This window comes from Pseudomonas sp. MYb60, from assembly GCF_002979555.1.
Taxonomy (GTDB): domain Bacteria; phylum Pseudomonadota; class Gammaproteobacteria; order Pseudomonadales; family Pseudomonadaceae; genus Aquipseudomonas.
Genome location: NZ_PCOZ01000006.1, coordinates 182,840 through 208,483 on the forward strand (window position 1 = coordinate 182,840; position 25,644 = coordinate 208,483).

At 61.3% G+C, this 25,644-nt stretch carries 25 protein-coding genes and 1 pseudogene; 17 read left to right on the forward strand and 9 right to left on the reverse strand.

Annotated elements, in window-relative coordinates; genetic code table 11:
• Positions 1 to 142 precede the first annotated feature (142 nt).
• From CQ041_RS12365 to CQ041_RS12385, 5 genes are all read left to right on the forward strand, one after another.
• A complete protein-coding gene (locus CQ041_RS12365) occupies positions 143 to 2,755 on the forward strand; it encodes a fimbria/pilus outer membrane usher protein (protein WP_105522115.1) in 2,613 nt (870 codons plus the stop codon).
• Positions 2,756 to 2,791: 36 nt separating this feature from the next.
• A complete protein-coding gene (locus tag CQ041_RS12370) occupies positions 2,792 to 3,091 on the forward strand; it encodes a hypothetical protein (protein ID WP_105522116.1) in 300 nt (99 codons plus the stop codon).
• Positions 3,092 to 3,180: 89 nt separating this feature from the next.
• Positions 3,181 to 4,131: a fimbrial protein gene (locus tag CQ041_RS12375; protein ID WP_105522117.1), complete on the forward strand. Its 951-nt coding sequence runs from the start codon at positions 3,181 to 3,183 to the stop codon at positions 4,129 to 4,131.
• 18 nt (positions 4,132 to 4,149) lie between these two features.
• Positions 4,150 to 4,665: a fimbrial protein gene (locus CQ041_RS12380; RefSeq protein ID WP_105522118.1), complete on the forward strand. Its 516-nt coding sequence runs from the start codon at positions 4,150 to 4,152 to the stop codon at positions 4,663 to 4,665.
• A gap of 16 nt (positions 4,666 to 4,681) precedes the next feature.
• Positions 4,682 to 5,200, forward strand: a complete 519-nt coding sequence (locus CQ041_RS12385) for a fimbrial protein (RefSeq protein WP_105522119.1) — start codon at positions 4,682 to 4,684, stop codon at positions 5,198 to 5,200.
• Between the two features lie 185 nt (positions 5,201 to 5,385).
• Here the strand turns inward: CQ041_RS12385 and CQ041_RS12390 are convergent, their stop codons facing one another.
• The 3 genes from CQ041_RS12390 to CQ041_RS12400 all read right to left on the reverse strand — a co-directional run bounded on the left by CQ041_RS12390 (position 5,386) and on the right by CQ041_RS12400 (position 7,119).
• Positions 5,386 to 6,303, reverse strand: a complete 918-nt coding sequence (locus CQ041_RS12390; RefSeq protein WP_105522120.1) for a phasin family protein — start codon at positions 6,301 to 6,303, stop codon at positions 5,386 to 5,388.
• Between the two features lie 12 nt (positions 6,304 to 6,315).
• Complete coding sequence (locus tag CQ041_RS12395) at positions 6,316 to 6,738, reverse strand: phasin family protein (protein ID WP_105522121.1); 423 nt, start codon at positions 6,736 to 6,738, stop codon at positions 6,316 to 6,318.
• A gap of 105 nt (positions 6,739 to 6,843) precedes the next feature.
• On the reverse strand, positions 6,844 to 7,119 hold the full coding sequence (locus CQ041_RS12400) for a polyhydroxyalkanoic acid system family protein (protein ID WP_105522122.1): 276 nt from the start codon (positions 7,117 to 7,119) through the stop codon (positions 6,844 to 6,846).
• 143 nt (positions 7,120 to 7,262) lie between these two features.
• On the opposite strand from CQ041_RS12400, the gene ubiE reads away from it, so the two are divergent.
• From ubiE to CQ041_RS12455, 12 genes and pseudogenes are all read left to right on the forward strand, one after another.
• Positions 7,263 to 8,033 (forward strand): bifunctional demethylmenaquinone methyltransferase/2-methoxy-6-polyprenyl-1,4-benzoquinol methylase UbiE, encoded by a 771-nt coding sequence (gene ubiE / locus CQ041_RS12405; protein ID WP_105522123.1) that lies wholly within the window; start codon positions 7,263 to 7,265, stop codon positions 8,031 to 8,033.
• Positions 8,033 to 8,656 carry an SCP2 domain-containing protein gene (locus CQ041_RS12410; RefSeq protein WP_105522124.1) on the forward strand — a complete coding sequence of 208 codons (624 nt, stop codon included), beginning with the start codon at positions 8,033 to 8,035 and terminating at the stop codon, positions 8,654 to 8,656. Before ubiE ends, CQ041_RS12410 begins: the two co-directional genes overlap by 1 nt.
• Complete coding sequence (ubiB, locus tag CQ041_RS12415; protein WP_105522125.1) at positions 8,653 to 10,257, forward strand: ubiquinone biosynthesis regulatory protein kinase UbiB; 1,605 nt, start codon at positions 8,653 to 8,655, stop codon at positions 10,255 to 10,257. Before CQ041_RS12410 ends, ubiB begins: the two co-directional genes overlap by 4 nt.
• Before the next feature lie 41 nt (positions 10,258 to 10,298).
• The gene (hisI, locus tag CQ041_RS12420; RefSeq protein ID WP_105522126.1) at positions 10,299 to 10,691 is read left to right on the forward strand and encodes a phosphoribosyl-AMP cyclohydrolase; all 393 of its coding nucleotides are present in this window, start codon (positions 10,299 to 10,301) and stop codon (positions 10,689 to 10,691) included.
• A gap of 2 nt (positions 10,692 to 10,693) precedes the next feature.
• Positions 10,694 to 11,026 (forward strand): phosphoribosyl-ATP diphosphatase, encoded by a 333-nt coding sequence (locus CQ041_RS12425; protein WP_105522127.1) that lies wholly within the window; start codon positions 10,694 to 10,696, stop codon positions 11,024 to 11,026.
• Positions 11,027 to 11,051: 25 nt separating this feature from the next.
• Complete coding sequence (locus CQ041_RS12430) at positions 11,052 to 11,330, forward strand: twin-arginine translocase TatA/TatE family subunit (RefSeq protein ID WP_017738835.1); 279 nt, start codon at positions 11,052 to 11,054, stop codon at positions 11,328 to 11,330.
• A gap of 10 nt (positions 11,331 to 11,340) precedes the next feature.
• Positions 11,341 to 11,742 carry a Sec-independent protein translocase protein TatB gene (tatB, locus tag CQ041_RS12435; RefSeq protein WP_105522128.1) on the forward strand — a complete coding sequence of 134 codons (402 nt, stop codon included), beginning with the start codon at positions 11,341 to 11,343 and terminating at the stop codon, positions 11,740 to 11,742.
• Complete coding sequence (tatC, locus tag CQ041_RS12440) at positions 11,739 to 12,530, forward strand: twin-arginine translocase subunit TatC (RefSeq protein ID WP_049710428.1); 792 nt, start codon at positions 11,739 to 11,741, stop codon at positions 12,528 to 12,530. Before tatB ends, tatC begins: the two co-directional genes overlap by 4 nt.
• Positions 12,527 to 13,234, forward strand: a complete 708-nt coding sequence (locus CQ041_RS12445) for a 16S rRNA (uracil(1498)-N(3))-methyltransferase (protein WP_105522129.1) — start codon at positions 12,527 to 12,529, stop codon at positions 13,232 to 13,234. The genes tatC and CQ041_RS12445 overlap by 4 nt, the downstream gene beginning before the upstream one ends.
• A 334-nt stretch (positions 13,235 to 13,568) precedes the next feature.
• Positions 13,569 to 14,537 (forward strand): annotated as a pseudogene (locus tag CQ041_RS26825) (methyl-accepting chemotaxis protein); the annotation flags it as partial.
• Positions 14,538 to 14,681: 144 nt separating this feature from the next.
• Positions 14,682 to 15,395, forward strand: coding sequence for a methyl-accepting chemotaxis protein (locus CQ041_RS26830; protein ID WP_371923016.1), 714 nt, complete (start codon positions 14,682 to 14,684; stop codon positions 15,393 to 15,395).
• A 127-nt stretch (positions 15,396 to 15,522) separates the two neighbouring features.
• A complete protein-coding gene (locus tag CQ041_RS12455) occupies positions 15,523 to 17,430 on the forward strand; it encodes a methyl-accepting chemotaxis protein (protein ID WP_105522131.1) in 1,908 nt (635 codons plus the stop codon).
• 83 nt (positions 17,431 to 17,513) lie between these two features.
• Here CQ041_RS12455 and CQ041_RS12460 read toward each other — a convergent pair whose 3' ends face one another.
• From CQ041_RS12460 to CQ041_RS12485, 6 genes are all read right to left on the reverse strand, one after another.
• Entirely contained in the window at positions 17,514 to 18,248 is a 735-nt protein-coding gene (locus tag CQ041_RS12460) for an amino acid ABC transporter ATP-binding protein (RefSeq protein ID WP_017738829.1), read from the reverse strand.
• Complete coding sequence (locus CQ041_RS12465) at positions 18,241 to 19,200, reverse strand: amino acid ABC transporter permease (protein ID WP_105522132.1); 960 nt, start codon at positions 19,198 to 19,200, stop codon at positions 18,241 to 18,243. The genes CQ041_RS12460 and CQ041_RS12465 overlap by 8 nt, the downstream gene beginning before the upstream one ends.
• A 135-nt stretch (positions 19,201 to 19,335) precedes the next feature.
• Positions 19,336 to 20,133 (reverse strand): transporter substrate-binding domain-containing protein, encoded by a 798-nt coding sequence (locus CQ041_RS12470; protein ID WP_034109369.1) that lies wholly within the window; start codon positions 20,131 to 20,133, stop codon positions 19,336 to 19,338.
• A 209-nt stretch (positions 20,134 to 20,342) separates the two neighbouring features.
• Positions 20,343 to 21,143, reverse strand: coding sequence for a transporter substrate-binding domain-containing protein (locus CQ041_RS12475; protein ID WP_105522133.1), 801 nt, complete (start codon positions 21,141 to 21,143; stop codon positions 20,343 to 20,345).
• A gap of 187 nt (positions 21,144 to 21,330) precedes the next feature.
• Positions 21,331 to 23,901, reverse strand: coding sequence for a glucans biosynthesis glucosyltransferase MdoH (mdoH, locus tag CQ041_RS12480; RefSeq protein ID WP_105522134.1), 2,571 nt, complete (start codon positions 23,899 to 23,901; stop codon positions 21,331 to 21,333).
• Positions 23,894 to 25,630 (reverse strand): glucan biosynthesis protein G, encoded by a 1,737-nt coding sequence (locus CQ041_RS12485; RefSeq protein WP_105522228.1) that lies wholly within the window; start codon positions 25,628 to 25,630, stop codon positions 23,894 to 23,896. Before CQ041_RS12485 ends, mdoH begins: the two co-directional genes overlap by 8 nt.
• Positions 25,631 to 25,644: the final 14 nt, after the last annotated feature.

A 25,644-nucleotide genomic window follows, 5' to 3' on the forward strand; every position in this document is an offset into this window, starting at 1 on the left:
CAGCGGCACCTGGCCAAGTGCTCTCAGATCACCTGGCAACACTATCCATTTAACCCGACGCGATCCGCTGATGCCCTTTTTTCTCGGGCAGGACTTCCCTATGCCCGAATTCGAACAGTCCCTATTTTTTGGAAGGGTAAACATGAGTTTGAAAGCGCCAGCCGGCATAAGAATCCGGCCTTTACCGCGTCATCGATTGATGTTCACGGTACCCTACCTCTTGTTACTGAGCGGCACCTACGCCACCGCCGCCCAGGGTGTCGAAAATGTCGAGTTCAACCCGGCCTTTTTTCCAGATGGTGCAAGCGGTCAGCAGGTGGACGTATCCAAGTTCAGCCAGGGTAACATCGTGTTGCCTGGCAGTTACCGAACCGATGTCTACCTCAACGGCCAGTGGATCGGGCGAGAAACGCTGGAGTTCATCGCTGCGCAAGGGCGCGATTCCGCGCAGATGTGCCTGGAGCGCGACGCACTGCTCAGGTTCGGCATCGACCTGGAATCGCCGCACAAACAACCGCTTGAAGCAGGACAAACCCCACCCCCACCGTTTGCCCCTTGCGATGACATCGCCACCTACCTGCCGGGCAGCACCAGCCAGTTCGACCCGGGGGAAAACCGCTTGGACTTGCAGGTGCCTCAGGTCTACCTGTCCCGCAAGGCACGGGGTTACGTCGACCCCAAGCACTGGGACGGCGGCGTCGATGCCGCGTTCGTGCGTTACAACGCCAATACCTTTGCCACACGGGCCAATGGACGCGCCATAAACTCCCACTACCTGGGGTTGAATACCGGCCTCAACCTGGGGGAGTGGCATTGGCGCCACAACGGCAGTTACAGCTATACCGACGTCGGCTCGGGCTATCAAAGCAGCAGCACCTACGTGCAGCGCGAAATCGGCCCACTGCGGTCACAGTTGATGCTGGGCGAGATCTACACCTCGGGCGAACTGTTCGACAGCGTGCGGCTGCGCGGTGCCAGCCTGTTCAGCGATGACCGGATGCTGCCTGACTCCCAGACCGGGTTTGCCCCCGTCGTGCGGGGTGTTGCCGAAACCAACGCAAGGGTCACCGTGCGCCAGCGCGGCGTATTGCTGACTGAAACCTCCGTCGCCCCCGGCCCCTTTGTGCTCGATGACCTGTTTCCAACCGGCTACGGCGGCGACTTGATCGTCACCGTCACCGAGGCAGATGGCCGCCAGCGCGAGTTCATCGTACCGTTCGCCGCCAACGCGAACCTGTTGCGTGCTGGCCACAACCGCTATTCGGTGAGCGTCGGCCAGTTGGACGAAATTGGCCTGCTACACCCCACGACGTTGATGCAGGGGACCTATCAACATGGCCTCAACAACCTGCTGACCGGATACGCCGGTGCGGTGTTCGGTGAGGACTATCGCTCGCAGTTGCTGGGGGCGGCGTTCAACACGCCCTATGGCGCACTGTCACTGGACGTGACCAATTCCAGTGCGCAGTTGCCGGGGAATGGTTCACGTGAAGGACAAAGCCTGCAATTTCGCTACAGCAAGAACTTCACGGACACGGGCACCCACTTTGCCCTCGGTGCCTATCGTTATTCGACGGAAGGCTTCCTGAGCGTGGGTGACGCAGCACGGGTGCGCGACCTCGCCATTGAGGGCCGCAGCCTGGACAACCTCTCGCGACTGCGCGACAGGATGGACATCAGCCTCAATCAAAGCCTGGGCAAAGGCTCGGTCTACCTGACCGGCTCTTCACAGAACTACTGGAACCGCAACAGCGGCAACCTGACCTTCACCGCAGGTTACACCAGCAGCTGGAAAGGCATGCATTACACCGTGAGTGCGCAACGCACCAGGGACCTGTTGAGCGACCGAGTGGACAAGCAAATCGACCTGACCCTGAGCTTCCCACTGGGCAGTGGCGCACGCGCACCGACCCTGACGACCACTGCGTATCGCGGCAGCCAGAACAACGGCGAGCGCGTGAACGTGGGCGGCAGCCTGGGTGAGCGCAGCGAATTCACCTACGGGGTGGGGGCCAGCCGCACGCAGGGCAGCTCGAGCGCGGCCAGTGCGGACGCGAAGTACCAGGCCAGTTTCGGGGTGGTGTCTGCAGGTTACGGGCACAGCAGCGCCTACCGTGCGACGTCCCTCGGCATGACCGGCGGTATCGTCGCTCACGGCGGCGGCGTGACCTTCGCCCCGGAACTGGGCGACACCATCGCCATCGTCCAGGCACCTGACGCACAGGGGGCCAGGATCAACGGCAACCACGGCGCCCAGGTCGGCAGCAGCGGCTATGCCGTGGTGCCTCACCTCACGCCGTACCGCCAGAACGTGGTCGAGCTGGACCCCAAGGACCTGTCCGTGGATGTGGAGCTCAAGACTGCCGCGCAAAACGTTGCGCCGCGTGCGGGTTCGGTGGTGAAGCTGCAGTTCGACACGGTCAGCGGCCAGGCCATCTTGATCACCGCACTGCGCGAGGATGGCAGCCCACTGCCGTTCGGGTCGGATGTGTTCGATGAAGAGGGCGCCAGCGTCGGCGTGGTCGGTCAGGGCGGCAAGGCGTTTGTGCGGGTAGCGCGTCCGCAGGGGGTTTTGACTGTCAAGTGGGGAGGCAGTGCCAGTGCGTCTTGCCGCTTGAACTACGACGTGGGCACAGCGCCTGCCTTCGATGGCGTTGAGCGTTTGCGTCAGCTCGACGCAGGCCAATGTCAGGGCGAAAACCTGGGTGCCATGCAACACGCACCAGCCTCCGAGGTTTCCCATGCGCCCGCATGATCATCAGGTCTTTGTGCAGATTTCCGGGAGGACATGATGAAGCATTCCTTCAGACACATTTCAGTATTGAGGGTAAAAGTCAGCGACTTCACAGACGCCGTCTACGACGGCGCCAACAACGTCGAGCTGACGGCCGACTGCACCAGTACGAGCACTGCCTCTAGGGTTCTACCGGCAGACCTGCACCGGGAAATAGCGCCCTACTCGCCGACACTGGCACAGCCAATGGCTTACCCCTTGGGCTGTCCTCCCGCCTTAATGGCCTATCGCAGGGACGGCACGGCCGGCCAAGGCACGCTCGTCAGCACAACGACCGTCAATATCACCCACAACTAACGGATTGGGAGACTGATGAATCAGACGCAAGGAAGCGTCCGGCACAGCCCTGATGTTCAAACGCCTCACTTGCCACGACGGAAATGAAGATGAAAAATCTCGCCAAACTGTCCTCGATGCTACTGACCTTCGGCTTACCGTTGACCGCTCAGGCGTACTGCGACCGGTACCCGAACTCCACGCTAACCCTCAACCTGCCGGCCTCTATTACCGTGCCGGATAGTCTTCCCATCGGCGGCGTCATCACCAGCCAGGCGTTCACCGGTTCAGCGCCGGCCTTTTTCACCACGTGCACCAGTGCAGTCAGTCGAAAATTCACCGGGCGATATCCGGATGACCGATACCCCGGCTCACTCATTTACAAAACCGAAGTCCCAGGCGTCGGCCTGCGCATTCAGATGACCTGGGCCGATGGTACTGGCTCGTCTTTTTTCTCAATTCATAGCTCGCCCTACCATCAGGTGTGGGGAAAGATCCCCAGCTTCACCTCTGCCACCGCTACGTTCTACAAGATGGCTCAGGTGACCACCGGGACGATACCGGCCGGAAACATCTGGGATTACCGATGGGTGCACACGCCCGAAGTTTTTCGCCTGAACTTCGGCACCTCAACACGCTTTGTCAGACCGTTGGCCACCTGCGACCTGGCAGCCGGTGACGTCAACCGCACCATTACGCTCCCGCCGATCAAGGCCAGTGCTTTGAAGGACGCCGACTACGCTGGCGCGATCAACTTCGACCTGACCGCCAATTGCACGGGCGCGACTGCTGTCACCTATTACTTCAGCGGCACCCCCGCTCCCGTGAACTTCGGTCTCTTTGCCAATACCGGCACTGCCCGCGGCGTAGGCCTGTGGCTGTACTCGCGCATCAACGGCCTGGTCCAGACGGTAACGCCTACAGGGGCTGACGCATGGCGCTGGATACCCATTTCCGGCAACCGTGCCGTACTTCCGCTCACCGCCGCCTATGGCAAAAACGGCACCGTGAGTGCTGGCACGCTCGTCAGCACGGCCACCATCAACATCACCTACAACTAAAACCCTGAGGAGTAAACAATGAAGACCCCACTACTGCCATTCCTGTTGGCAATCACAGCAAGTCTCGCCGCCGCAACGAGTCAAGCTGCTTCGGTAGGGACATTGCGCTTTAGCGGCGTGGTCAACGGCGGCACGTGTGATCTCGCAGCGGGCGATGTGAGCCGAAACATTCCCCTGCCGGAGGTCAAAATCTCGGATTTTGATTCCGCCGTGTTCGCAGGTGAAACTGAATTCAGCATCTCTGCCGATTGCGACTCGGACATCCGCAACGTGATCTTTGAGTTTGCCGGCACACCCGCCAGTGGCAATGGATTGCTGTACAGCAACACCGGCACCTCAGCCGGCACCGCGCTCTGGCTGAGATCTGGCGCCACCCTCCCCGCCAACGGAACCCCAGCCGAGCGCAGCCGCACGGTGGCTACCAGCGGCAAGAAAGCCGAACTGCCACTCAAGGCCGCTTACCATAAATCCAGTGGAGCAATCACTAAAGGCACCTTGGCCAGCGCTGTGACGGTTTCCATCACTTACAACTGATATCCAAGGACCGTTGATGAAACTTCATGCCCTTCTACTCCTATTGCCGATCACCGCTGGACTGGCCAATACGGTGCAGGCCGCCACTACCGGAATCCTCACTTTCAGAGGCCAGATAAACGCCGGAACGTGCGACTTATCCGCCGGTGATGTGAGCCGCACCATCACGTTGCCTCCGGTCAAAGTCTCAGACTTTGCCAGCTCACAGACCCCGGGCACAATTCAATTCAACCTGACCGCCGACTGCGAATCCGACATCAAAAACGTGTACTTCCTGTTCACAGGTACCCCTTCTACCGGGAATGCTGCACTTTTTGCCAATACAGGCACTTCAGCAGGGACGGCACTCGCATTTGCCCACCACGGGTATGCGTGGATTCCCGCCAACGGCACCCCCGCACAGCGCACTCGGCAGATCGCAACTACCGGCGGCAAAGCGGTAATAGGAATGTCCGCGAGCTACTCCGCAACCGGTGCAGCGATCACAAAGGGTACGTTGATCAGTACCATGACCGTCTCCATCACTTACAACTGATGACGACCAAGGAGAAAAGCCCCTAACGGGCCCCGGCGCTTGAACAATTTGGACAACGGTGTCTGGTGGGCGCTCTCGTGCTTGAACTGGTTCTATGTTGCATGAAGAACCGAGCCACCATGTGGGACAGCAGGCCAAAAAAAGCCCGACCTTGATAGGCCGGGCTCTTTTTATCCTGGGAACAATCAGGACTGACTGGATGGCGTCGGGGTTGCCGGCGTTGCAGTCGAGGTAGCGGCAGGTGTTGGTGCCGACACCGAGTTGGCTGTCGAAGCAGTTGGCGCCGGCGTGGCAGGCTTGGCCGCTACGGCGGGCTTGGGCGCTGCTGGTTTTTTGGCAACCGCTGGCTTTTTCGCGGCAGCGGGTTTTGCAGCAGGCTTGGCAGCCGCAGGTTTTGCCGCAGGTTTTGCGGCTGCGGTTTTGGCGGCGGGTTTTGCGGCGGCCTTGGCTGCGGGTTTGGCAGCAGGCTTGGCAGCCGCTTTAGCGGCGACCGGTTTGGCGGCAGCCTTGGCTGCGGGCTTGGCCGCTGCGGTTTTAGCAGCAGGCTTGGCGGCTGGCTTGGCGGCAGTTTTGGCCGGCGCCTTGGCCGCAGGTTTTGCAGCCGGTTTGGCCGCCGCTTTTACCAGAGGCTTGGCCGCAGGTTTCGCTGCGGGTTTGGCTGCTGCGGTCTTAGCAGCAGGCTTGGCCGCGGCTGTTTTCACGGGGGCCACTTTGGCGCCGGTGAGTTTTTCGATTTGCTTGGTCAGGGTATCGACCTTGCTGTGCAGCGTCTTCAGCTCGGCCTTGCTCGGCACGCCCAGTCGCGAAATGGCACTGTTGAGGCGCTTGTCGAAGGTTTCTTCCAACTTGCCCCAAGTGTCAGAAATGCTCGACTTGGCAGAACCGGCCGTTGCCTTGGCCGCTTCAACTTTCTTGCCAACCGTAGTCTTGGTCAACTTCTCGGCCTTCTCGCCGTCCTTGACCAACGTCTCGAAGTATTTACCGCCGTCACTGCTCACCTTCGAGTACACGCCTAAACCAGCCAGCCAGATCTTTCGGGAATATTTTTCAACTTCCCCGACCCACGAGCTGCCTTCTTTCTGAGTAGTCTTTTTAACAGCCATCCCGATGTCTCCTTAGTGTTTACGCGCGACACGTTCGAGCAATGCCGTCAGCTCTTCGAGCTTAGCAGAGAGTGTCTCCACGTCATGTTTAGACGCAATGCCGATCCGATTCAAGGCACTTGCAACTCGCGTGTCAAAGGCTTTTTCAACTTTATCCAGCTGAACTTCAACCACGCCTTTCACCGAGGAGACATTACTCTTTACTTGGTCTATCTGACTGTTGGCCGCCTCAAGTTGTTCAACTGCAACTTTTTTGCCTTTACTTTCAACATGTTGACCGGTCTTAACGAGTTCCTTGAAGTACTCGCTGCCCTCGCTTCCCACCTTGGCGTAGGCACCCAGACCCGCCAGCCAGATCTTGCGAGCGTAGGTTTTAACGTCGCTCAGGGTAGTTGTCTGGGCGTCGATTTTTTTCTTCAGAATAACTTTGGCCATGGTGCACCTCACGCAGAATAGGGTGGAGGAACGGCCCGCAGGAGTTGAGGGCTTGGGCACAAAGTAGGAGGAAAAATTAGAATCGGCACCCTAACAACAGAGGGGTCAGGCCAATGCCTTGTCCAGGGCCTTTTCGATTTCTGCCTTGACGGTGCCACTCATGGCCGACATCAACAGACCCAGCTCCACATCAATACGCAGCGAATCTTCCCCGACCACGACCGCACCTTTAACCCCCGAACGCTTGAGGTTCAAGGTATCGCCGGACCACGACGACGCCAGGCCATATTGCGCCTTGAGTTTATCCGCCAACTTGTCGGCCTTCGCCCGCGCCCCTTCTTTACCCAAGGAATGTGCACGCTCAACGGTTATACGGGCCATTGCAATGACTCCTCTTTATAGGTTTTGACGACCTTCCATGTGGCAAAAGGTCTCGGTGTCCGCCTATCTTACCTTCAGCCTTGCCAAGACAAAGCAGGCCTTGGGGATTATCATGTCCCGCATTCTCTTTTGGTGACAGCGATATGACTGATCAGCGCAAAGGCAGCGATGCCGAACCCACCACTCACTTCGGCTTCAAGAACGTCCCGGAAAGCCAAAAGGCGGAAAAAGTCGCTGAGGTGTTTCACTCCGTTGCGGCCAAGTACGACCTGATGAACGACGTCCTCTCCGGCGGCATGCACCGCCTGTGGAAGCGCTTCACCATCGAACTGTCGGGCGTACGTACCGGCAACCGCGTGCTGGATATCGCCGGTGGCACGGGCGACCTCGCGGCCAAGTTCTCCAAGCTCGTCGGCCCGACTGGCCAGGTGGTCCTGGCCGACATCAACGGCTCGATGCTCAAGGTCGGCCGCGACCGCCTGCTGGATAAAGGCGTGGCTGGCAACATCGAGTTCGTTCAGGCCGACGCTGAAAAGCTGCCGTTCCCCGACAACCATTTCGACTGCGTGACCATCGCCTTCGGCCTGCGCAACGTCACCCACAAGGAAGACGCGATCCGCTCCATGCTGCGCGTACTCAAGCCGGGTGGCCGCCTGTTAGTCCTGGAGTTCTCCAAGCCGACCAACGCGGTGATGTCCAAGGTCTACGACACCTACTCCTTCGCCTTCATGCCGCTGATGGGCAAGCTGATCACCAATGACGCCGAGAGCTACCGCTACCTGGCTGAATCGATCCGCATGCACCCCGACCAGGAAACCCTGAAGTCGATGATGGTAGAGGCCGGTTTTGACCGCGTGACCTACCACAACATGACGTCGGGCATCGTCGCCCTGCACCGCGGCATCAAGCCCTGATGTTGCTCGCAGGCCTACTCGCCAGCGTCGAACACGGCCTCAACCGTGTACTGCGCCTGGACAGCACAGCCCTGGCACGGCTCGCGCACCTGAACGGCAAGGTGATTGCCGTCGATTGCACGAGCCCCGCCTTGCAGCTGTTCATCCTGCCCAGCGACGAAGGCCTGATGCTCGCGACCCAGTGGGCCGCCGAGGCCGACTGCACGCTGCGCGCACCGGCGTCGAGCCTGCTGCACCTGGCTTTGAGCCGCAACAAGACCGCGATCCTGCACGGCCCCGAAGTGACGCTGGAAGGCGACAGTTCGGTGCTCATGGACCTGGCCGCCGTGCTGCAAGACCTGGAGTTGGACTGGGAATACGAGCTGTCACGCTGGATCGGCCCGGTGGCCACCCAGTTGATCAGCGGGCACCTGCGCAGCCGCACGCGCTGGTACCAGCAAGGCTTCGCCAGCCTCAACCAGAACCTTGCCGAATACCTGAGCGAAGAATCGCGCACCCTGGTCGGACAACGGGAAGCGCAAGCGCGCTTTCGTGAACTCGACAAGGCCAAAATCGACCTGGAACGCCTCGAGGCTCGCTTCGAGCGCCTGAGCCGTTCCCTTGATCCAAGCGATAACGCATGAAGCTGCTCGCCGTCCGCCGTTTGTTTCGTATCCAGCGCGTCGTCATCCGCTATCAACTCGATGACTTGCTGTTCGCCCTGCCGCTGCCGTGGTTCCTGCTCGCCGTGCGCTACGTGCTGCCGTGGCGCTGGTTCCCGCGCAAAAAGCTGGAGCTGAACCGTGGCGCGCGCCTGCGCCTGGCGCTGCAGGACCTGGGGCCGATCTTCATCAAGTTCGGGCAGATCCTGTCAACGCGCCGCGACCTGCTGCCCGAAGACATCGCCGACGAGCTGATGCTGTTGCAGGACCGCGTGCCGCCGTTCGATCCGCAGCTGTCGATGAAGCTCATCGAAGAACAGCTGGGCAAGAAGATCAGCGAGGTGTTCAGCCGCTTCGACGTCGAGCCTCTCGCCTCGGCGTCCGTAGCCCAAGTGCACGCGGCGCAGCTCAAGACCGGCGAAGAAGTGGTGGTGAAAGTGATCCGCCCCGGCCTCAAGCCGATCATCGGCCAGGACCTTGCGTGGCTGTTCATCCTCGCCCGCGCCGCCGAGCGGTTCAGCGCCGATGCACGTTTGCTGCACCCGGTGGATGTGGTCGCCGACTACGAAAAAACCATCTACGACGAACTCGACCTGCTGCGCGAAGCCGCCAACGCCAGCCAGCTCAAGCGGAACTTCGAAGGCTCGCCACTGCTGTACGTGCCGCAAGTGTATTGGGACTGGTGCCGCCCGAAAGTGCTGGTGATGGAGCGCATCTACGGCGTACAGGTTACCGACCTCGCGACCCTGGCTGACCAGCGCACCGACATGAAGATGCTCGCCGAGCGCGGCGTAGAGATCTTCTTCACCCAGGTGTTCCGCGACAGCTTCTTCCACGCCGACATGCACCCGGGCAACATCTTCGTCAGCACGGTCAACCCGTGGAGCCCGCAGTACATCGCGATCGACTGCGGCATCGTCGGCAGCCTGACCCCGGAAGACCAGGACTACCTGGCACGCAACCTGTTCGCTTTCTTCAAGCGCGATTATCGTCGCGTGGCGCAGTTGCACATCGATTCTGGATGGGTCCCGGCCGAGACCAAGCTCAACGAATTCGAAGCGGCGATCCGTACCGTGTGCGAGCCGATCTTCGAAAAACCGTTAAAAGATATTTCGTTCGGCCAGGTGCTGATGCGTCTGTTCCAGACGGCGCGACGCTTCAACATGGAAGTGCAGCCCCAGCTTGTTCTATTGCAGAAAACCCTGCTGAACATCGAGGGCCTGGGCCGCCAGCTGTACCCGGACCTGGACTTGTGGAATACCGCCCAGCCGTTCCTCGAACGCTGGATGCGCGAGCGCATGAGCCCGAAAACCGTGCTGGGCAACCTGCATAGCCAGATGGAGCAACTGCCACACCTGGCCAACATGACCCGCGACCTGCTGGAGCGCATGTCCCAACCCCATGCCAAGGACCCGGCGCCGCCCTGGAAAGAGCGCAAGGACGACTGGTTCCTGCGCCTGCTGGGCGCTGCGCACCTGGTTGGCGGGGTGATGCTGGCCATCGGCGGGCCGTTGAACTCACTGGGCCACTGGCCGGCTGGCGTCATGGTTGCCGTAGGTGTTTATCTGATCGTGCGTCGATAGCCAATCCGGTTATACACTGTCGCAATTTGCCGGAGCCGAACATGAAAGACTGGCTGGACGAGATCAAGTGGGACAGTGACGGCCTGGTGCCGGCCATTGCCCAGGACTACAAGACCGGGCGCGTGTTGATGATGGCCTGGATGAACCGCGAGGCCCTGAGCCTCACTGCCGCTGAGCAGCGCGCCATTTACTGGTCACGTTCGCGTGGCAAACTGTGGCGCAAGGGTGAAGAGTCCGGCCATGTGCAGACCCTGCACGAGCTGCGCCTGGACTGTGATGCCGACGTGGTGATCCTCAAGGTCGAGCAGATCGGTGGCATTGCGTGCCACACCGGTCGTCACAGCTGCTTCTACCGGGTATTCGAGAACGGCGAGTGGAAAATCGTCGAGCCTGTACTCAAGGATCCGGACGCCATCTATTCGGCAGGACACTAGACATGAGCGATACCCTTAACCGCGTGGCCCAGGTACTGGAAGAGCGCAAAGGCGCGGACGCCGACAGTTCTTATGTCGCCAGCCTGTACCACAAGGGCCTGAACAAGATCCTGGAAAAGCTCGGCGAAGAATCCGTCGAGACGATCATCGCCGCCAAGGACGCGCAAATCAGCGGCGACTGCAGCGATGTGATCTACGAAACCGCTGACTTGTGGTTCCACAGCCTGGTCATGCTCGCCCAACTGGGGCAGCATCCGCAGGCCGTGCTGGATGAACTGGACCGTCGCTTTGGCTTGTCCGGGCACGCCGAAAAGGCCTCGCGCCCGACTACCTGAATAACTTTTACTGAGGATTGGCAGCATGGGCATTTTTGACTGGAAACACTGGATCGTCATTCTCGTGGTCGTGGTACTGGTATTCGGTACCAAGAAGCTGAAAAACCTGGGCACCGACGTCGGTGAGTCGATCAAGGGCTTTCGCAAGGCCATGAACGACGACGAAAAGCCTGCCGACCCGGCTGCCAATCCGGTCCCACCGGCCCAGCCTGTGCACCCGCAGGCCGCCCAGCCGATCACCGAGCGTCGCACCTTCGACGTGCAGGCTGAGAAAGTCGAAGAGCCGACCCGCAAAGACTCGTGAGCACTGACTAATGTTTGGTATCAGCTTCTCTGAACTGCTGCTCGTCGGCCTCGTGGCCCTGCTGGTACTGGGGCCGGAACGCCTGCCCGGTGCCGCGCGCACGGCCGGCCTGTGGATCGGGCGCCTGAAACGCAGTTTCAACGCGATCAAACAGGAAGTTGAACGGGAAATCGGCGCCGACGAAATCCGCCGGCAGCTGCACAACGAGCACATCCTGTCGTTGGAGCAGGAAGCCCGCAAGATCCTCTCCCCGGACCAGCAGCCGGCCAAGCCGGTCGAGCCTGTCGCCGAGCAGAGCATCGCCCCCGCGCCGCCCGTCGAAGCCACCCCTGTTGTGCCCACCGAGCCTGCGCCGACGCCCGTCGCGTCGCCCGCGCCCCATGACCCTACATTGCCGCCGCGAGCCCCATGAGCGCTGATAAACCGGAAAACGACCAGCACATGCCGCTGGTCTCGCACCTCACCGAGTTGCGTACCCGCCTGCTGCGTTGCGTAGCGGCGATCTTCATCATCTTTGCCGGGTTGTTCGCCTTTACCCAGCAGATCTACACCTTCGTCTCGACGCCGCTGCGCCAGTACCTGCCGGCCGGCGCGACGATGATCGCCACCGATGTGTCGTCGCCGTTCCTGACGCCGTTGAAGCTGACGATGATGGTCTCGCTGTTCCTGGCGATCCCGGTGATCCTGCACCAGATCTGGGGCTTTATCGCACCGGGCCTGTACAAGCATGAAAAGCGCATCGCCGTGCCGTTGCTGGTGTCGAGCATCCTGCTGTTCTACACCGGCATGGCGTTTGCCTACTTCCTGGTGTTCCCGCTGATCTTCAAGTTCTTCGCCGCCGCCACCCCGGCCGGCGTGGAAATGATGACCGACATCACCAGCTACCTCGACTTCGTGATGACGCTGTTCTTCGCCTTTGGCGTGGCCTTCGAAATCCCGGTGGCCGTGGTGCTGCTGGTGTGGATCGGCGTGGTCAACGTGGCGTACCTGAAGAAGATCCGCCCTTACGTGATCATCGGCTGCTTTGTGGTCGGCATGATCCTCACCCCGCCGGACATCTTCTCCCAGACCCTGCTGGCCGTGCCGATGTGGATGCTGTTCGAGATCGGCATCCTGTTCAGCGGCCTGATCAGCAAGCGCGGCGAACACCCGGATGACCAACCCGCCGACGACGACCAGCCGCCAGCGACCCAGCCGTGAACCTGCTGCTGCTTGAAGCGGCCGACTTTATCGCGGCCGACCGCGTGGTGCTGCGTGACCGGCGCCTGGTGCACATGCAGGACGTGCACCGCGCCGCCGTCGGCGACAGCCTGCGTGTGGGGCGTATCGGCGGCCTGATGGGCAATGCCCGGTTGCTGCGCCTGGAAGCCACCGAAGCCGAGCTGCAAGTGAGCTTCGACCAGCCACCGCCGGCCAAACTGCCCCTGACCCTGCTGCTGGCCCTGCCCCGCCCGAAGATGCTGCGCCGGGTGCTGCAGACCGTCGCCGCCATGGGCGTGCCCAAGGTGGTGCTGGTCAACAGCTACCGGGTCGAGAAAAGCTTTTGGCAGACCCCTTTCCTGGAGCCCGAGGCGATTCGTGAGCAGTTGGTGCTCGGCCTGGAACAGGCACGGGACACGGTGCTGCCCGAGATCATCATCGAGAAGCGCTTCAAACCTTTCGTCGAAGACCGGCTGCCGGCCATGGCCGCGGGCAGCCTCGGCCTGATCGGCCACCCTGGCGACTACCCGGCGTGCCCTCGCGGCCTGGATGAACCGGTGACCCTCGCCATCGGCCCGGAAGGCGGCTGGATCCCCTACGAAGTCGACCTGCTGGCCAAGGCGGGGCTGCAACCGGTGCAACTGGGTGCACGCATCCTGCGTGTCGAAACCGCCGTCACCGCCCTGCTCGCGCGCCTGTTCTGACCCAACCAGAACAACCCCGCCACACCACTGTAGGAGCGGGCTTGCCCGCGAAGACCGAATGTCAGTCACAGCCTGGTGGCTGACCTAACGCCTTCGCAGGCAAGCCACCGCTTACATTCCGACCGGTGCCACGTCGGGAAACTGAGTACATCCGCGCACTATTTGATCCATTTCCTACAGTACGGTCCTACGCAGCCGATAACCCCGGAATAAGTCCAAGCCTTGTTCCAGGGGAGTTTGCAGCATGTATCGTGGGTTAGCCGAAAAGCTGGGAAATGTCAGCGTAAAAACCAAATTGGCGTTGGGCTTTGGCCTGGTGCTGCTGCTGACACTGATGACCACCGTCACCGGCTGGACCGGCCTGGGCGATGTGACCAGCCGCGGTGACAAGCTGGGTTATATCTCCAGCATGGGCGCCCTCACCAAGGACCTGCGCATCGCCCGGCTGGCCTACGAGATGCACCGTGGCGACCAGGGTCCCGGCGCGGTCAGCGACTTGCTGAGCAAACTGGACAACGGCCTCAAGACCGCCCGCACCCTGATTGAACAGCCTGCCGACGTTGCTCTGATCGACGAGCAACTGGCCGCCGTGGACCAATACAAGCGTGCGTTCAGCGCCATGGTCCAGGCCGGTGCCAACCGCGAGGATGCGCGTAGCAAGCTGGGCGACACGGCCGACAACGCCGTGGCCAAGACCCGCGAGATCGAGAAGACCCTGCTGCAAGGTGACAGCGTCAGCCAGTTCAACAGCGTGGTGGACCTGAGTAAGCTGATCCAGCAGGCGCGCTTCCAGGTGCGCGGCTACACCTACAGCGCCAAGGTCGAGGCCGAGCAGCCCGCCCTCGACGCCATCGACAATGCCCTGAAGAAAATCAGCGACCTGCAAGACCAACTGCCGAGCGATTACCAGGCCAACCTGCAACAGGCCGGCGTGTCGCTGCAAGCCTACCGTGCCGCCGTCAGCCAGTTCCGCGACTCCCAAACGACCAGCGCCGCGACCTTGAAAATCATGGCGGCCCAAGGTGACATACTGCTGGCCAACAGCGACAAACTCACCCTGTCCCAGACGGCAGTGCGCGACCACGATGCGGCGCAAGCCAAATACTTCCTGCTGATGGCGACCGTACTGGCGCTGCTTTTCGGCCTCGTGGCGGCCTGGGCCATCACTCGCCAGATCATCATCCCGCTGAATCAGACCCTGGAAGTGGCCCAGCGTGTGGCCTCGGGCGACCTGAGCCACAACCTAAACTCCGCGCGCCAGGACGAACTGGGCCAACTGCAACGCGCCATGCAGAGCATGACCGTGGGCCTGCGCGAACTGATCGGCGGCATCAGCGACGGTGTCACCCAGATCGCCAGCGCCGCCGAGCAACTGTCCGCCGTGACCGAGCAGACCAGCGCCGGGGTCAACAGCCAGAAGGTCGAGACTGACCAGGTCGCCACCGCCATGAACGAGATGGCCGCCACCGTGCAGGAAGTGGCGCGCAATGCCGAAGAAGCGTCCGAAGCGGCTGTGGCCGCCGACCAGCAGGCCCGCGAAGGCGACAAGGTGGTTGGCGAGGCCATCGCCCAGATCGAACGCCTGGCCACCGAGGTCGGCCACTCCACCGAAGCCATGGGCCACCTGCAGCGCGAAAGCGACAAGATCGGCAGCGTGCTCGACGTGATCAAGTCCGTGGCCCAGCAAACCAACCTGCTGGCCCTCAATGCCGCGATCGAAGCGGCGCGTGCCGGTGAGGCCGGCCGCGGTTTCGCGGTGGTGGCCGACGAGGTGCGCAGCCTGGCCCAGCGCACGCAAAAATCCACCGAAGAGATCGAAGAGCTGATTGTCGGCCTGCAAAGCGGCACCCAGCAGGTGGCGACCATCATGGACAACAGCCGTGGCCTCACCAACAGCAGCGTCGAACTGACCCGCCGCGCCGGCAGCGCCCTGGAGAGCATCACCCGGACGGTATCGACCATCCAGGCGATGAACTCCCAGATTGCCACCGCCGCCGAGCAACAGAGCGCCGTGGCCGAGGAGATCAACCGCAGCGTGTTGAACGTGCGGGATGTGTCAGAGCAAACCTCCGCCGCCAGTGAAGAAACCGCTGCGTCCAGTGCAGAATTGGCCCGCCTGGGCGTCTACCTGCAAAGCCTGGTCGGGCGTTTCCGCATCTGACCGACCATCGCGGCGGCTCATCGAGGCCGCCGCAATTTGTGAAATTTCCTACGCAGTTATCAGCCCGCCATCACCTCGAATCGATTTAGCGTTGGTCCACGCGCTTTTGCAGATTTGGAGGTGCACCATGTTCCCCCGCCTGACCCGTTTGCTCGACAACGCCAGCGTCCGCCTCAAGCTCGCCCTGGGTTTCGGGCAAGTGCTGCTGCTCAGCTTCGCCATCGCCGTCACCGGCTGGCAAGCCCTCAGCGCCGTGCTGTACCGCTCCACCAGCCTGACGACCCTGGGGCAGTTGTCGGTCGAGGCCGAGGCCATGCGTGCGGACCGCATTGTCTATCGAACCCTGACCGACACCAGCAGCCTGGGCCGTCTCAGCGCGCAGATCGAAAAAATAGACCACCACCTGGCCACCCTTTCACTGCGCCTGAGGGACTCGGCAGACAACGAGCGTATTGAGGTGGCAAAACGCCTGGTCACCGGTTTCAAAGCAGCGCTCACCGAACTTCCGCCACTGATCGAACACCGCGAGCGCACCCGCGCGCCGCTCAGGAAGCTTGCACTCCAGGCCAGCGACACCCTGGCCCAATTGGCCAGTGAGTTGCCCGACCAGCAAGACCAGCAGGCCCTCGATGCCATCGAAAACCTGCGCCAGGCCATGGCCCACGCCGATGACGACACCCAGAAACCTGCCTGGGCTGCCGAGTCCCTGCAAGCCTATGCCGAGACCGTCGGCAACACACTGGGCGCACTGGAGACCGCACTGGCGACCGTGCAAACGCTGGCGGTGGATTCAACCGTGATCAAGACCGATATAGTCGGCTATCGCGAGCAATTGCTACGGCTCAAACAGGCCCAGCTCGAGACAGAAGCCGTGCAGAACCGCTTCGAACAACAACTCGACCAACTGTTGGAACAAGGCGACCTGCTCAGCCAGGGTCAAACCCTCAAGCGCGAAGTGGAAGCCGGTCAGACGCGCACGCTGCTCATCAGCGTCAGCCTGGTCGCCCTGCTGCTCGGCACCCTAGCGGCCTGGTGGATCGCCCGGCAGATAGCCGTTCCACTGCGCCAGGCACTGGCCTGCGCCAACCGCATCGCCGACGGCGACCTGAGCCACGATAACCAGACAGAGCGGCGTGATGAACTGGGCCAATTGCAGCGCAGCATCGGCGACATGACGCGCAACCTGCGCAACCTGATCAGTGGCATCGGCGACAGCGCCCGGCAAATCGCCAGCGCCGCCACCCAACTGACGGACGTTACCGAGCAGACCCGTAGCGGTATCAACCAGCAACGGGAGGAAACGGATCAGGTCGCCACTGCCATGAACGAAATGCTCGCCACCGCGCAGGAGGTTGCCCGGCATGCGGAGCAGGCCTCGGTTGCGGCGAACGAAGCCGATCGACAAGCCAGCGCCGGGGACAAAGTGGTGACGCAGGCGGTCGAGCACATCGGCCAACTGGCGGAAGAAATGGCCCTCTCGGGCCGCGCGATGCTGACGTTGCAGCAGGAGAGCCAGAAGATCGGCAGCGTGCTGGACGTGATCAAGTCCGTCTCTCAACAAACCAACCTGCTGGCGTTGAATGCCGCCATCGAAGCCGCACGCGCGGGCAATGCGGGCGAAGGCTTCGCGGTGGTGGCGGACGAAGTGCGCAGCCTGGCCCAACGCACACAAGCGTCTGCCGAAGAGATCGAGCAACTGATCAAGGGCCTGCACAGCGGCACCCAGCAAGTCGCCGACATCATGGACAGCAGCCGCAGCCTGACCGACCACAGTGTCGAACTCACGCGCGATGCTGGTGACGCCCTGGCGGCCATCGCCCGAACGGTGTCGGTGATCCAGGAGATGAACCCACAGATTGCCGCGGCCGCCGAGCAACAGAGCGCAGTGGCCGAGGAAATCAATCGCAGCGTATTGAAAGTGCGAGACGTGTCAGAACAAACCGCCGCCGCCAGTGAAGACACAGCAGCGGCGAGCGCCCAATTGACCCGATTGAGCCTGGACCTGCAAACGCTGGTAGGAAAATTCAAACTGTAGGAGCGAGCGTGCTCGCGAAAATCTTCAACGATAATCCGGGCAACCAGGAGAAATGCGCTGCCCTCCTACAGTTTCAATCAGTGCTATAGGACCTGACGCAGGAACGCCTGGGCGCGAGGGTCTTTGGGCGCGTCGAAGAACTCGGCCGGGGCGGCGTCTTCGAGCAGTTTGCCGTGATCGAAGAACAGCACTCGGTCGGCCACTTCGCGGGCAAAACCCATTTCGTGGGTGACGCAGACCATCGTCATGCCTTCCAGCGCCAGTGTCTTCATCACATCCAGCACTTCGCCGACCATTTCCGGGTCGAGCGCCGAGGTGGGCTCATCGAACAGCATCACCTTGGGCTCCATCGCCAGCGCGCGGGCGATCGCCACACGTTGTTGCTGCCCCCCGGAAAGGCGTGATGGAAATTCGTTGGCCTTTTGCGCAATGCCGACCTTTTCCAGCAACGCCAGGGCTTTGGCCTCACGTTCCTTCTTGCCGCGCTTGCGCACGACTTTCTGGGCCAGGCACAGGTTTTCCAGCACCGTCATGTGGGGGAACAGGTTGAAGTGCTGGAACACCATGCCGACTTCGCGGCGATAGGCATTCACATCGGTTTTCGGGTCGGCCAGTTGCAGGCCGTCGATGCTCACCGAGCCCGAATCAAACTCTTCCAGGCCGTTAAGGCAGCGCAGGAAGGTGGACTTGCCGGAACCCGAAGGGCCGATCACCACCAGCACTTCGCCCTTGGCGACTTGGGTGGTGACGTGGTCCACCGCGCGCACCACATGGCCACGGGTGTCGAAGACTTTTACCAGATCGCGGACTTCAATCACTTTGCGCGAGCCTCCGCTCAAGCCGGCTGGCCATTTTCGACAGCGGCAGGTTGATCAGCAGGTACAGGCCTGCCACGCAGAACAGGATTTCAAACGGCGAGAACGAGGTGGTGATCACTTCGCGACCGCTCTTGAGCAGTTCGGTAATCGCAATCACCGAGACCAGCGAGGTGTCTTTCACCAGGCTGATGAATTGTCCCGCCAGCGGCGGCAGCACGCGCTTGAACGCCTGTGGCAACACCACGTGGCGCATCGACTGGCTGGCGCTCAGGCCCAGCGAGCGAGCGGCTTCGTTCTGGCCACGGGTGATGGACTGCACGCCGGCACGGACGATTTCGGCCACATAGGCGCCGGTAAACAGCGACAGCGCGGCGATCCCGGCGAATTCCCGTGACAGGTTGAGCACCGTGCCGATAAAGAAATAGAAAATGAAGATCTGCACCAGCAGCGGCGTACCGCGCACCAGTTCGACGTAGATCGTCGACAGGTCCCGCAGGGTCGGGTTGCTGGACAAGCGACACAAACCGGTCGCCAGGCCGATCACCAGGCCGAGGATGCCGGACACCACCGACAGCCACAACGTGGTCCACAAGCCCCACATCAACGGCCCCAGCGCCCAATGCCGGGTCACGCCGACCACATCGCCCTCGGCCACGTCATCGCCGCGCGCCACTTGCAGGCTGTTGTCGGCGACGGTGAGCGTCTGCTCGACACCCGCATCGTTACGCAGGGTCACTTCGGCCACATCGCCTTTGCGCACCAGTTCGACAACGGTGGAGATGTCTTCGGCGCGCTGGGACACTTCGGCCTGATAGGCGAAGTACTGCGGCACACGGTTCCAGCGCCACTCGTAGGACATCAGCGAGGTGGCGTAGTACAACGCGCCAGCCAGGCCGACCAGCACGACCACGGTCAGCAGATGCCAGGGCCATTGGGCTTTTTTCTGTTTCATTTCACTTTCCGGGATTGATGTCGCTTGTCAGGCCGTCATCGCGGGCAAACCCGCCCCCATATTTTGATGTGTGAACACCGTCAAATGTGGGAGCGGGCTTGCCTGCGATGGGAGCGACTCGGTATTCAGCCAGCCTTATTCCATGTCCTTGAGCCACTCGGAGCTCTTGAACCACTTGTCATGAATGCGATCGTAGGTGCCGTCGTTACGAATCTGGTGCAGGAAGTTGTTGATGAAGTTGATGCTGTCGTAGTCGCCCTTCTTCAGGCCGAATGCCAGCGGCTCGAAGGTGAACGGTTCGTCGAGGAACACCAACTTGCCGTTGCCGACTTTCTTCTCGGCCACCACGTTGTACGGCGCGTCATACACAAAGGCATCGGCCTTGCCGTTGACCACATCCAGCACGCCTTCCTGCTCGTTGTCGTAGCCGTGGTACTTGGCTTTGGAGATCAGCTTCTTGGCGACCATCTCGCCGGTGGTACCGAGCTTGGAGGTCAGACGGTATTTCTCGTCATTCAGGTCTTTGTAGGACTTGATAGTGCCTTCAAGCTCCTTGCGGATCAGCAAAGTCTGGCCGACCACGATGAACGGTTCGCTGAAATTCAGGCGCAGGTTGCGTTCCTGGGTCAGGGTCATGCCGCTGCCGATCATGTCGAACTTGCCGGTGAGGAAAGCCGGGATGATGCCGTCGTAGCCGGTGGAGACCAGCTCCAGCTTGACGCCCATGGACTTGGCCATGGCCTTGAGGATGTCGACTTCGAAGCCGATGATTTCACCGCGTTTGTCGGTCATTTCGAACGGCATGTAAGTCGGGTCCATGCCGACTTTCAGCGTGCCGCGCTTGACCGCATCGTCAATCGCGCCGGCTTGGGCCGCATTCGCCGCGACCAGCGCGGTGACGCCTAGCAGCAGCATCGAAAGATACTTTTTCATCATCAAGTCCCCTGAACGATTCTTATAAGGTCGGCGCGCAAACGGGCTGCACCATTTCGGGATGCGATCCTAACCCACTCGTTGCCCGTCACAAAGGTTTCACGGGTATTTGTTGTCGGCGTATGTCGGATAATCCCCACAACTGCGCGCTTGAACGCAGACGTAGACAGGCATGCAGGGGCAGACTGATGTGTAAGCAGTTATGAATTTCAGTCGAGTTCCGCCAGCCAGCCAGTGTCCTTGAACCACTTGTCGTGCAACTGATCGTAGGTGCCGTCCTGGGCCACTTGGTTGAGGAAGTGGTTGATCCAGTTGAGGCTGTCGAAATCGCCTTTTTTCACCCCAAACGCCAGCGGTTCGAACGTAAAGGGCTGCTCCAGCGCCAGCAATTGGCTGTTTTCTGGTCGACTCAGGGCAATCACGTTGTACGGCGCATCGTGAATAAACGCATCGGCCCGGCCGTCCACTACGTGACGCACGCCTTCCTCGGGCGTGGCGAAGCTGCTCAACCGCGCCGCGCCGAGAAACCGGCGTGCCGCGGCCTGGCCGGTAGTGCCATCAATTGTGGCAACCCGATAACTGGCATCGTCGAGGTCTTCCACGCTGTTGACCTTGCCCAACAGGCTTGGGTGCAGCAACACACTCTGGCCCACGACCATGAAGGAGTCGCTGAAGTTGAGCTTGAGGTTGCGCTCCTGGGTGACAGTCATGCCGCTGCCGATCAGGTCGAATTTGTTTTCCAGCAGACCTGGCACCAAATCGGTGTAAGGCACGACGACCAGCTCCAACTGGACGCCGAGGGCCTGGCTCATCACGTTGAGCAGGTCAATTTCGAAACCGACAATGCGCCCCTGCTTATCGGTCATTTCGAAGGGCACATAGGTGGGCGTGGTGCCGACTTTCAGCACGCCGCGTCGAACGGCATCATCCAGCGCGCCGGCCTGCGCCAGGCCGATGTGAATCAATGTGACAGCGCCGAGCAGCAACGCCGAACCATAACGTTTGAACATGAATGCCCCTGTGGTCTAACTCCGATTGGGGGGCGATGCTAACGCAGCCACGGGCACGGCAATACGCCTCTGTCGAGGGACTTTTGTTTCGAAATAACAAGGAGTTAGCGCGCTCAGGAAGAGACGCAAAACGCTGTAGGACCAGCGCTTCAAGCGCCCCCGGGGAGAACCCCCGGGGGCGTCTGAATCAGGCCGGTTGGGCCTGGGAGACCAGCGGTTGCAGAGGCAGCAACGGCGCGTGCGGATCGTTCTTGACCGAATCACGCCATGCCGCCAGCCACTCGGCATGCCCTTCGCTCCAGACCTGCTCGTGCAGGCGGGCCAAGGCCACCGGGTCGCTGAGCAAGGCCACACGCTCGCCGTTGTTGAGGCCGGCCGGGCCGACTTTCAACGCGTGACGCACACGCTCGGTACGCAGGTACTCGATCGGTTCCGCCTCACGGTGACGAGAGGTCGCCAGGGCGCAAGCCAGCGCGTTCTGCTGCGGGTCGACCACCGACCGCACGAAGCCGTCGTTGAGCGCATGCCAACGGTTTTCGTGGGTGTACTTCTCGGTGGAGAGCAACGCCTGCGGCGGATTGTATTCCTCAGGAATCAGGAACAGGCTCTCGTCACGGGACTTGAGGCCCAGCCCGACGCGGCTGGAAATCACCGACACCGGAATCGACAGCATCAGCGAACCGACGATTGGCACCAGCCACCACAGGAAGCTCGGGTTCAACCACACCACCAGCAGGGCCCACAGGAAGCCCAGCACGGTTTGTGGACCGTGGCGCTTGACCGCCTCGCTCCATGGGGTGGAGTCGTCGTCACGCTGCGGCGAGTTCCAGGTAGCGGCCCAGCCGAGGAACGCGGCGAGCACGAAACGGGTGTGGAAGATCATCCGCACCGGCGCCAGCAGCATGGAGAACAACATCTCCAGCAGCATCGACAAGGTCACCTTGAACTTGCCGCCGAACTCTTTCGCGCCCTTGGCCCAGATCAGGATGATGCTCAGCAGTTTTGGCAGGAACAACAGCACGATGGTGGTGGAGAACAGTGCCACCGCCTTGTCCGGATGCCATTGCGGCCACAGCGGATACAACTGGCGCGGCGCCAGGAAGTATTGCGGCTCCATCAGGGTGTTCACCGCCAGCAACGCGGTGGACAGCACCAGGAACAGGAACCACAACGGCGCCGACAAGTAGGACATCACGCCAGTCAGGAACACCGCGCGGTGCACCGGGTGCATGCCCTTGACCAGGAACAGCCGGAAGTTCATCAGGTTGCCGTGGCACCAGCGACGGTCACGCTTGAGTTCGTCCAGCAGGTTCGGCGGCAGTTCTTCGTAGCTGCCCGGCAGGTCGTAGGCAATCCACACGCCCCAGCCGGCACGGCGCATCAGCGCAGCTTCGACGAAGTCGTGGGAGAGGATCGCACCGGCGAAGGCACCTTTACCCGGCAACGGCGCCAAGGCGCAGTGCTCGATAAACGGCTTCATGCGGATAATCGCGTTGTGACCCCAGTAATGGGATTCACCCAACTGCCAGAAGTGCAGGCCGGCGGTAAACAGCGGGCCGTACACGCGGGTAGCAAACTGCTGCATGCGCGCATACAGAGTGTCCATGCCCGACGCACGCGGCGCGGTCTGGATGATCCCGGCGTCCGGCGTGGCTTCCATCAGGCGCACCAGGCTGGTCAGGCATTCGCCGCTCATTACGCTGTCGGCGTCGAGGACGACCATGTACTTGTAGTCACTGCCCCAGCGACGGCAGAAGTCGTCGAGGTTGCCGCTCTTGCGTTTTACGCGACGGCGACGGCGGCGATAGAAGATCTTGCCAAAACCGCCGGCTTCACGGCACACGTCGAGCCAGGCTTGCTGTTCGGCGATGCAGATGTCGGCGTCATTACTGTCGCTGAGCACGAAGAAGTCGAAGCGGTCCAGGTCACCAGTGGCGGCTACCGATTCGAACGTCGCGCGCAGGCCGGCGAACACCCGTGGCACGTCTTCGTTGCAGATCGGCATCACCAGCGCGGTGCGCGCGTCCTTCGGAATCGGCTCGTCGCCGGCACTTTTACCGGAGATCCGGTATTTATCGTGGCCGGTGAGCAGCTCCAGGAAGCCCATCAAGGCGGTCCAGAAACCCGCCGATACCCAACAGAACAAGATCCCGAACATGATCAGGATGCTGGTCTGCAACGCATACGGCAGTACCTGAGTGGCGGTCTGCAGCAGGGTCTGGTTGCGGATTTCGTCGAAGTCCACCAGCGACCAACCCTGGTACGGCATGATGCCTTTCATATACCAGCCGGCGACGATGGTCTGGCCGAGCATCAGCACCAGCAGGATGTAGCGGCGGATCGAACCCACGGTACGCCAGCGCGCAGCCGGCAGGACGCGTTCGTCCTTCGGCGGCTTCGGCGGGTTGGTACGACCGGTGAGCCGACGCCAGCCGCGCACCAGGATATTGGTGCGCCACGGCTCCGGCACCACGCGGGTGCGACGAATCGGCGGCGTGGCCTTGAGGCAGATGCGGCCAGCGGCGTCCACCGCGAGCATTTCGGCGTCCTGCAGGTCTTCGGCCGTGCTCAGTTTCAAGCGGCTGCCAACCGATGCCTGGGCGGCATCGGTCGGCGCGTCGAAGGTCTTGGACGACAAACGCTCGTGCAGTTCGGTGAAAGATGTGCAGCCCGCCAGTTCGGCGCGCTGCTCAGCGGTCATCGGTAAATGCGCCAGGTACTCGGACAGCGTCTCTGGCGTGACTTGGGAATTACTCATCGGCAGGCAACTGATAGCTCCAGGTCTCGGTCAGGACTTGTTCGGTCTTGATCGGTTCCGGCGTGGCTGGGGCAGCTTCTGGCTGCTTGGCTTCCTTGTCTTTTGCGTCTTTCTTGGCCTGTTTTTCGTGTTGCTTGGCCAGGACTTTGTCAGCCTTGAGGACGTGGCTTGAGTCCTGCACAGCGGCGGGCGGAGCGACGTCCTGCACCAGGGCTGCGCGCATTTCGGTCGGCTTGCCTGCGTCCTTGATCTTCATGCGCAGGGTCAGGCGCCAGCCTTTGGTGTGCTCGTTGTAGCGCACGCTGTTTTCAACCAGCTCGGCGTTGTCGCCAACACTCACCTGGCTGCGTACCGGGGCATCCGAAGGCAGGGCCTTGAGGGACGGGCCCTCGAAGTCCACCAGGTAGGCCACGCTGCCGTCAGGCTGGCGGATCAGGTTCGATTGCTTCACGTCACCGGTGGAACGCAGGGTCTGCTTGACCCAGGCGCTGTCGGCCGGGTGCAGGGCTTTCTCGTCCATGGTCCAGTGCAGGCGGTAGGCGACGTCCAGCGGCTGGCCGACTTCCGGCAGTTTTTCCGGGCTCCAGAACGCAACGATGTTGTCGTTGGTTTCGTCGGCAGTCGGGATCTCCACCAGGTTGACGGTGCCTTTGCCCCAGTCGCCCTCAGGCTCGATCCAGGCGCTCGGACGCTTGTCGTAGTTGTCGTCCAGGTCTTCGTAGTGGCTGAAATCGCGACCGCGTTGCAGCAGGCCAAAACCTTTCGGGTTCTCGACGGTGAAGTTGCTGACCGACAGGTGTTTAGGGTTGTTCAACGGACGCCAGATCCACTCGCCATTGCCGGCGTGGATCGACAGACCGCTGGAATCGTGCAGCTCGCGACGGTAGTTGAGCACCTTGGACGGCTGGTTGGCGCCGAACAGGAACATGCTGGTCAACGGGGCAACGCCCAGCTTGCTGACCTTGTCACGCAGGAACATCTGGGATTTCACGTCGACAATGGTGTCCGAGCCCGGACGCAGGATCAGGCGGTAGGCGCCGGTCGCGCGTGGCGAGTCGAGCAGGGCGAAGATCACCAGGTGCTTGTCACCCTCTTTCGGACGTTCGATCCAGAATTCGGTGAAACGCGGGAACTCTTCGCCGGACGGCAGCGCTGTGTCGATCGCCATGCCACGGGCGGACAGGCCATATGCCTGGCCCTTGCCAACGACGCGGAAATAGCTGGCGCCGAGCATGGTCATGATTTCGTCTTGCTTGTCGGCCTTGTTGATCGGGTACAGCACACGGAAGCCGGCATAACCCAGCTGTTCGGTGGCTTTAGGATCAAATTTCACATCGCCGAAATCGAAACGAGTAGGGTCGTACTTGATTTCATTGACGCTGTTGGCGGTGACTTCGTTGATTTTCACCGGGGTATCGAAGTGCATACCCTGGTGATAGAAGGACAGCTTGAACGGTGTGTTCTGATCGGCCCACTCGGCTTTTTCGTTGCGGAAACGAATCTTCTGGTAGTCCGCGAACTTCATTTCACGGAATTCGTTCGGCAGATTGCTGCGCGGAGCTTCGTATTTCTGTCCGGCCAGCTCTTTTGCCTTGGCCGACACATCATCCAGACTGAATGCCCACAGTTGACCCGCGCCGAACAGGCAAAACAGGGCTGAGCCCGTCACCAGTGCGTTTCGTAACCGTTTGGCAGACAATTTTGGTGCATTACAGGGACTAACAATCACGAGCAACCCTCGCC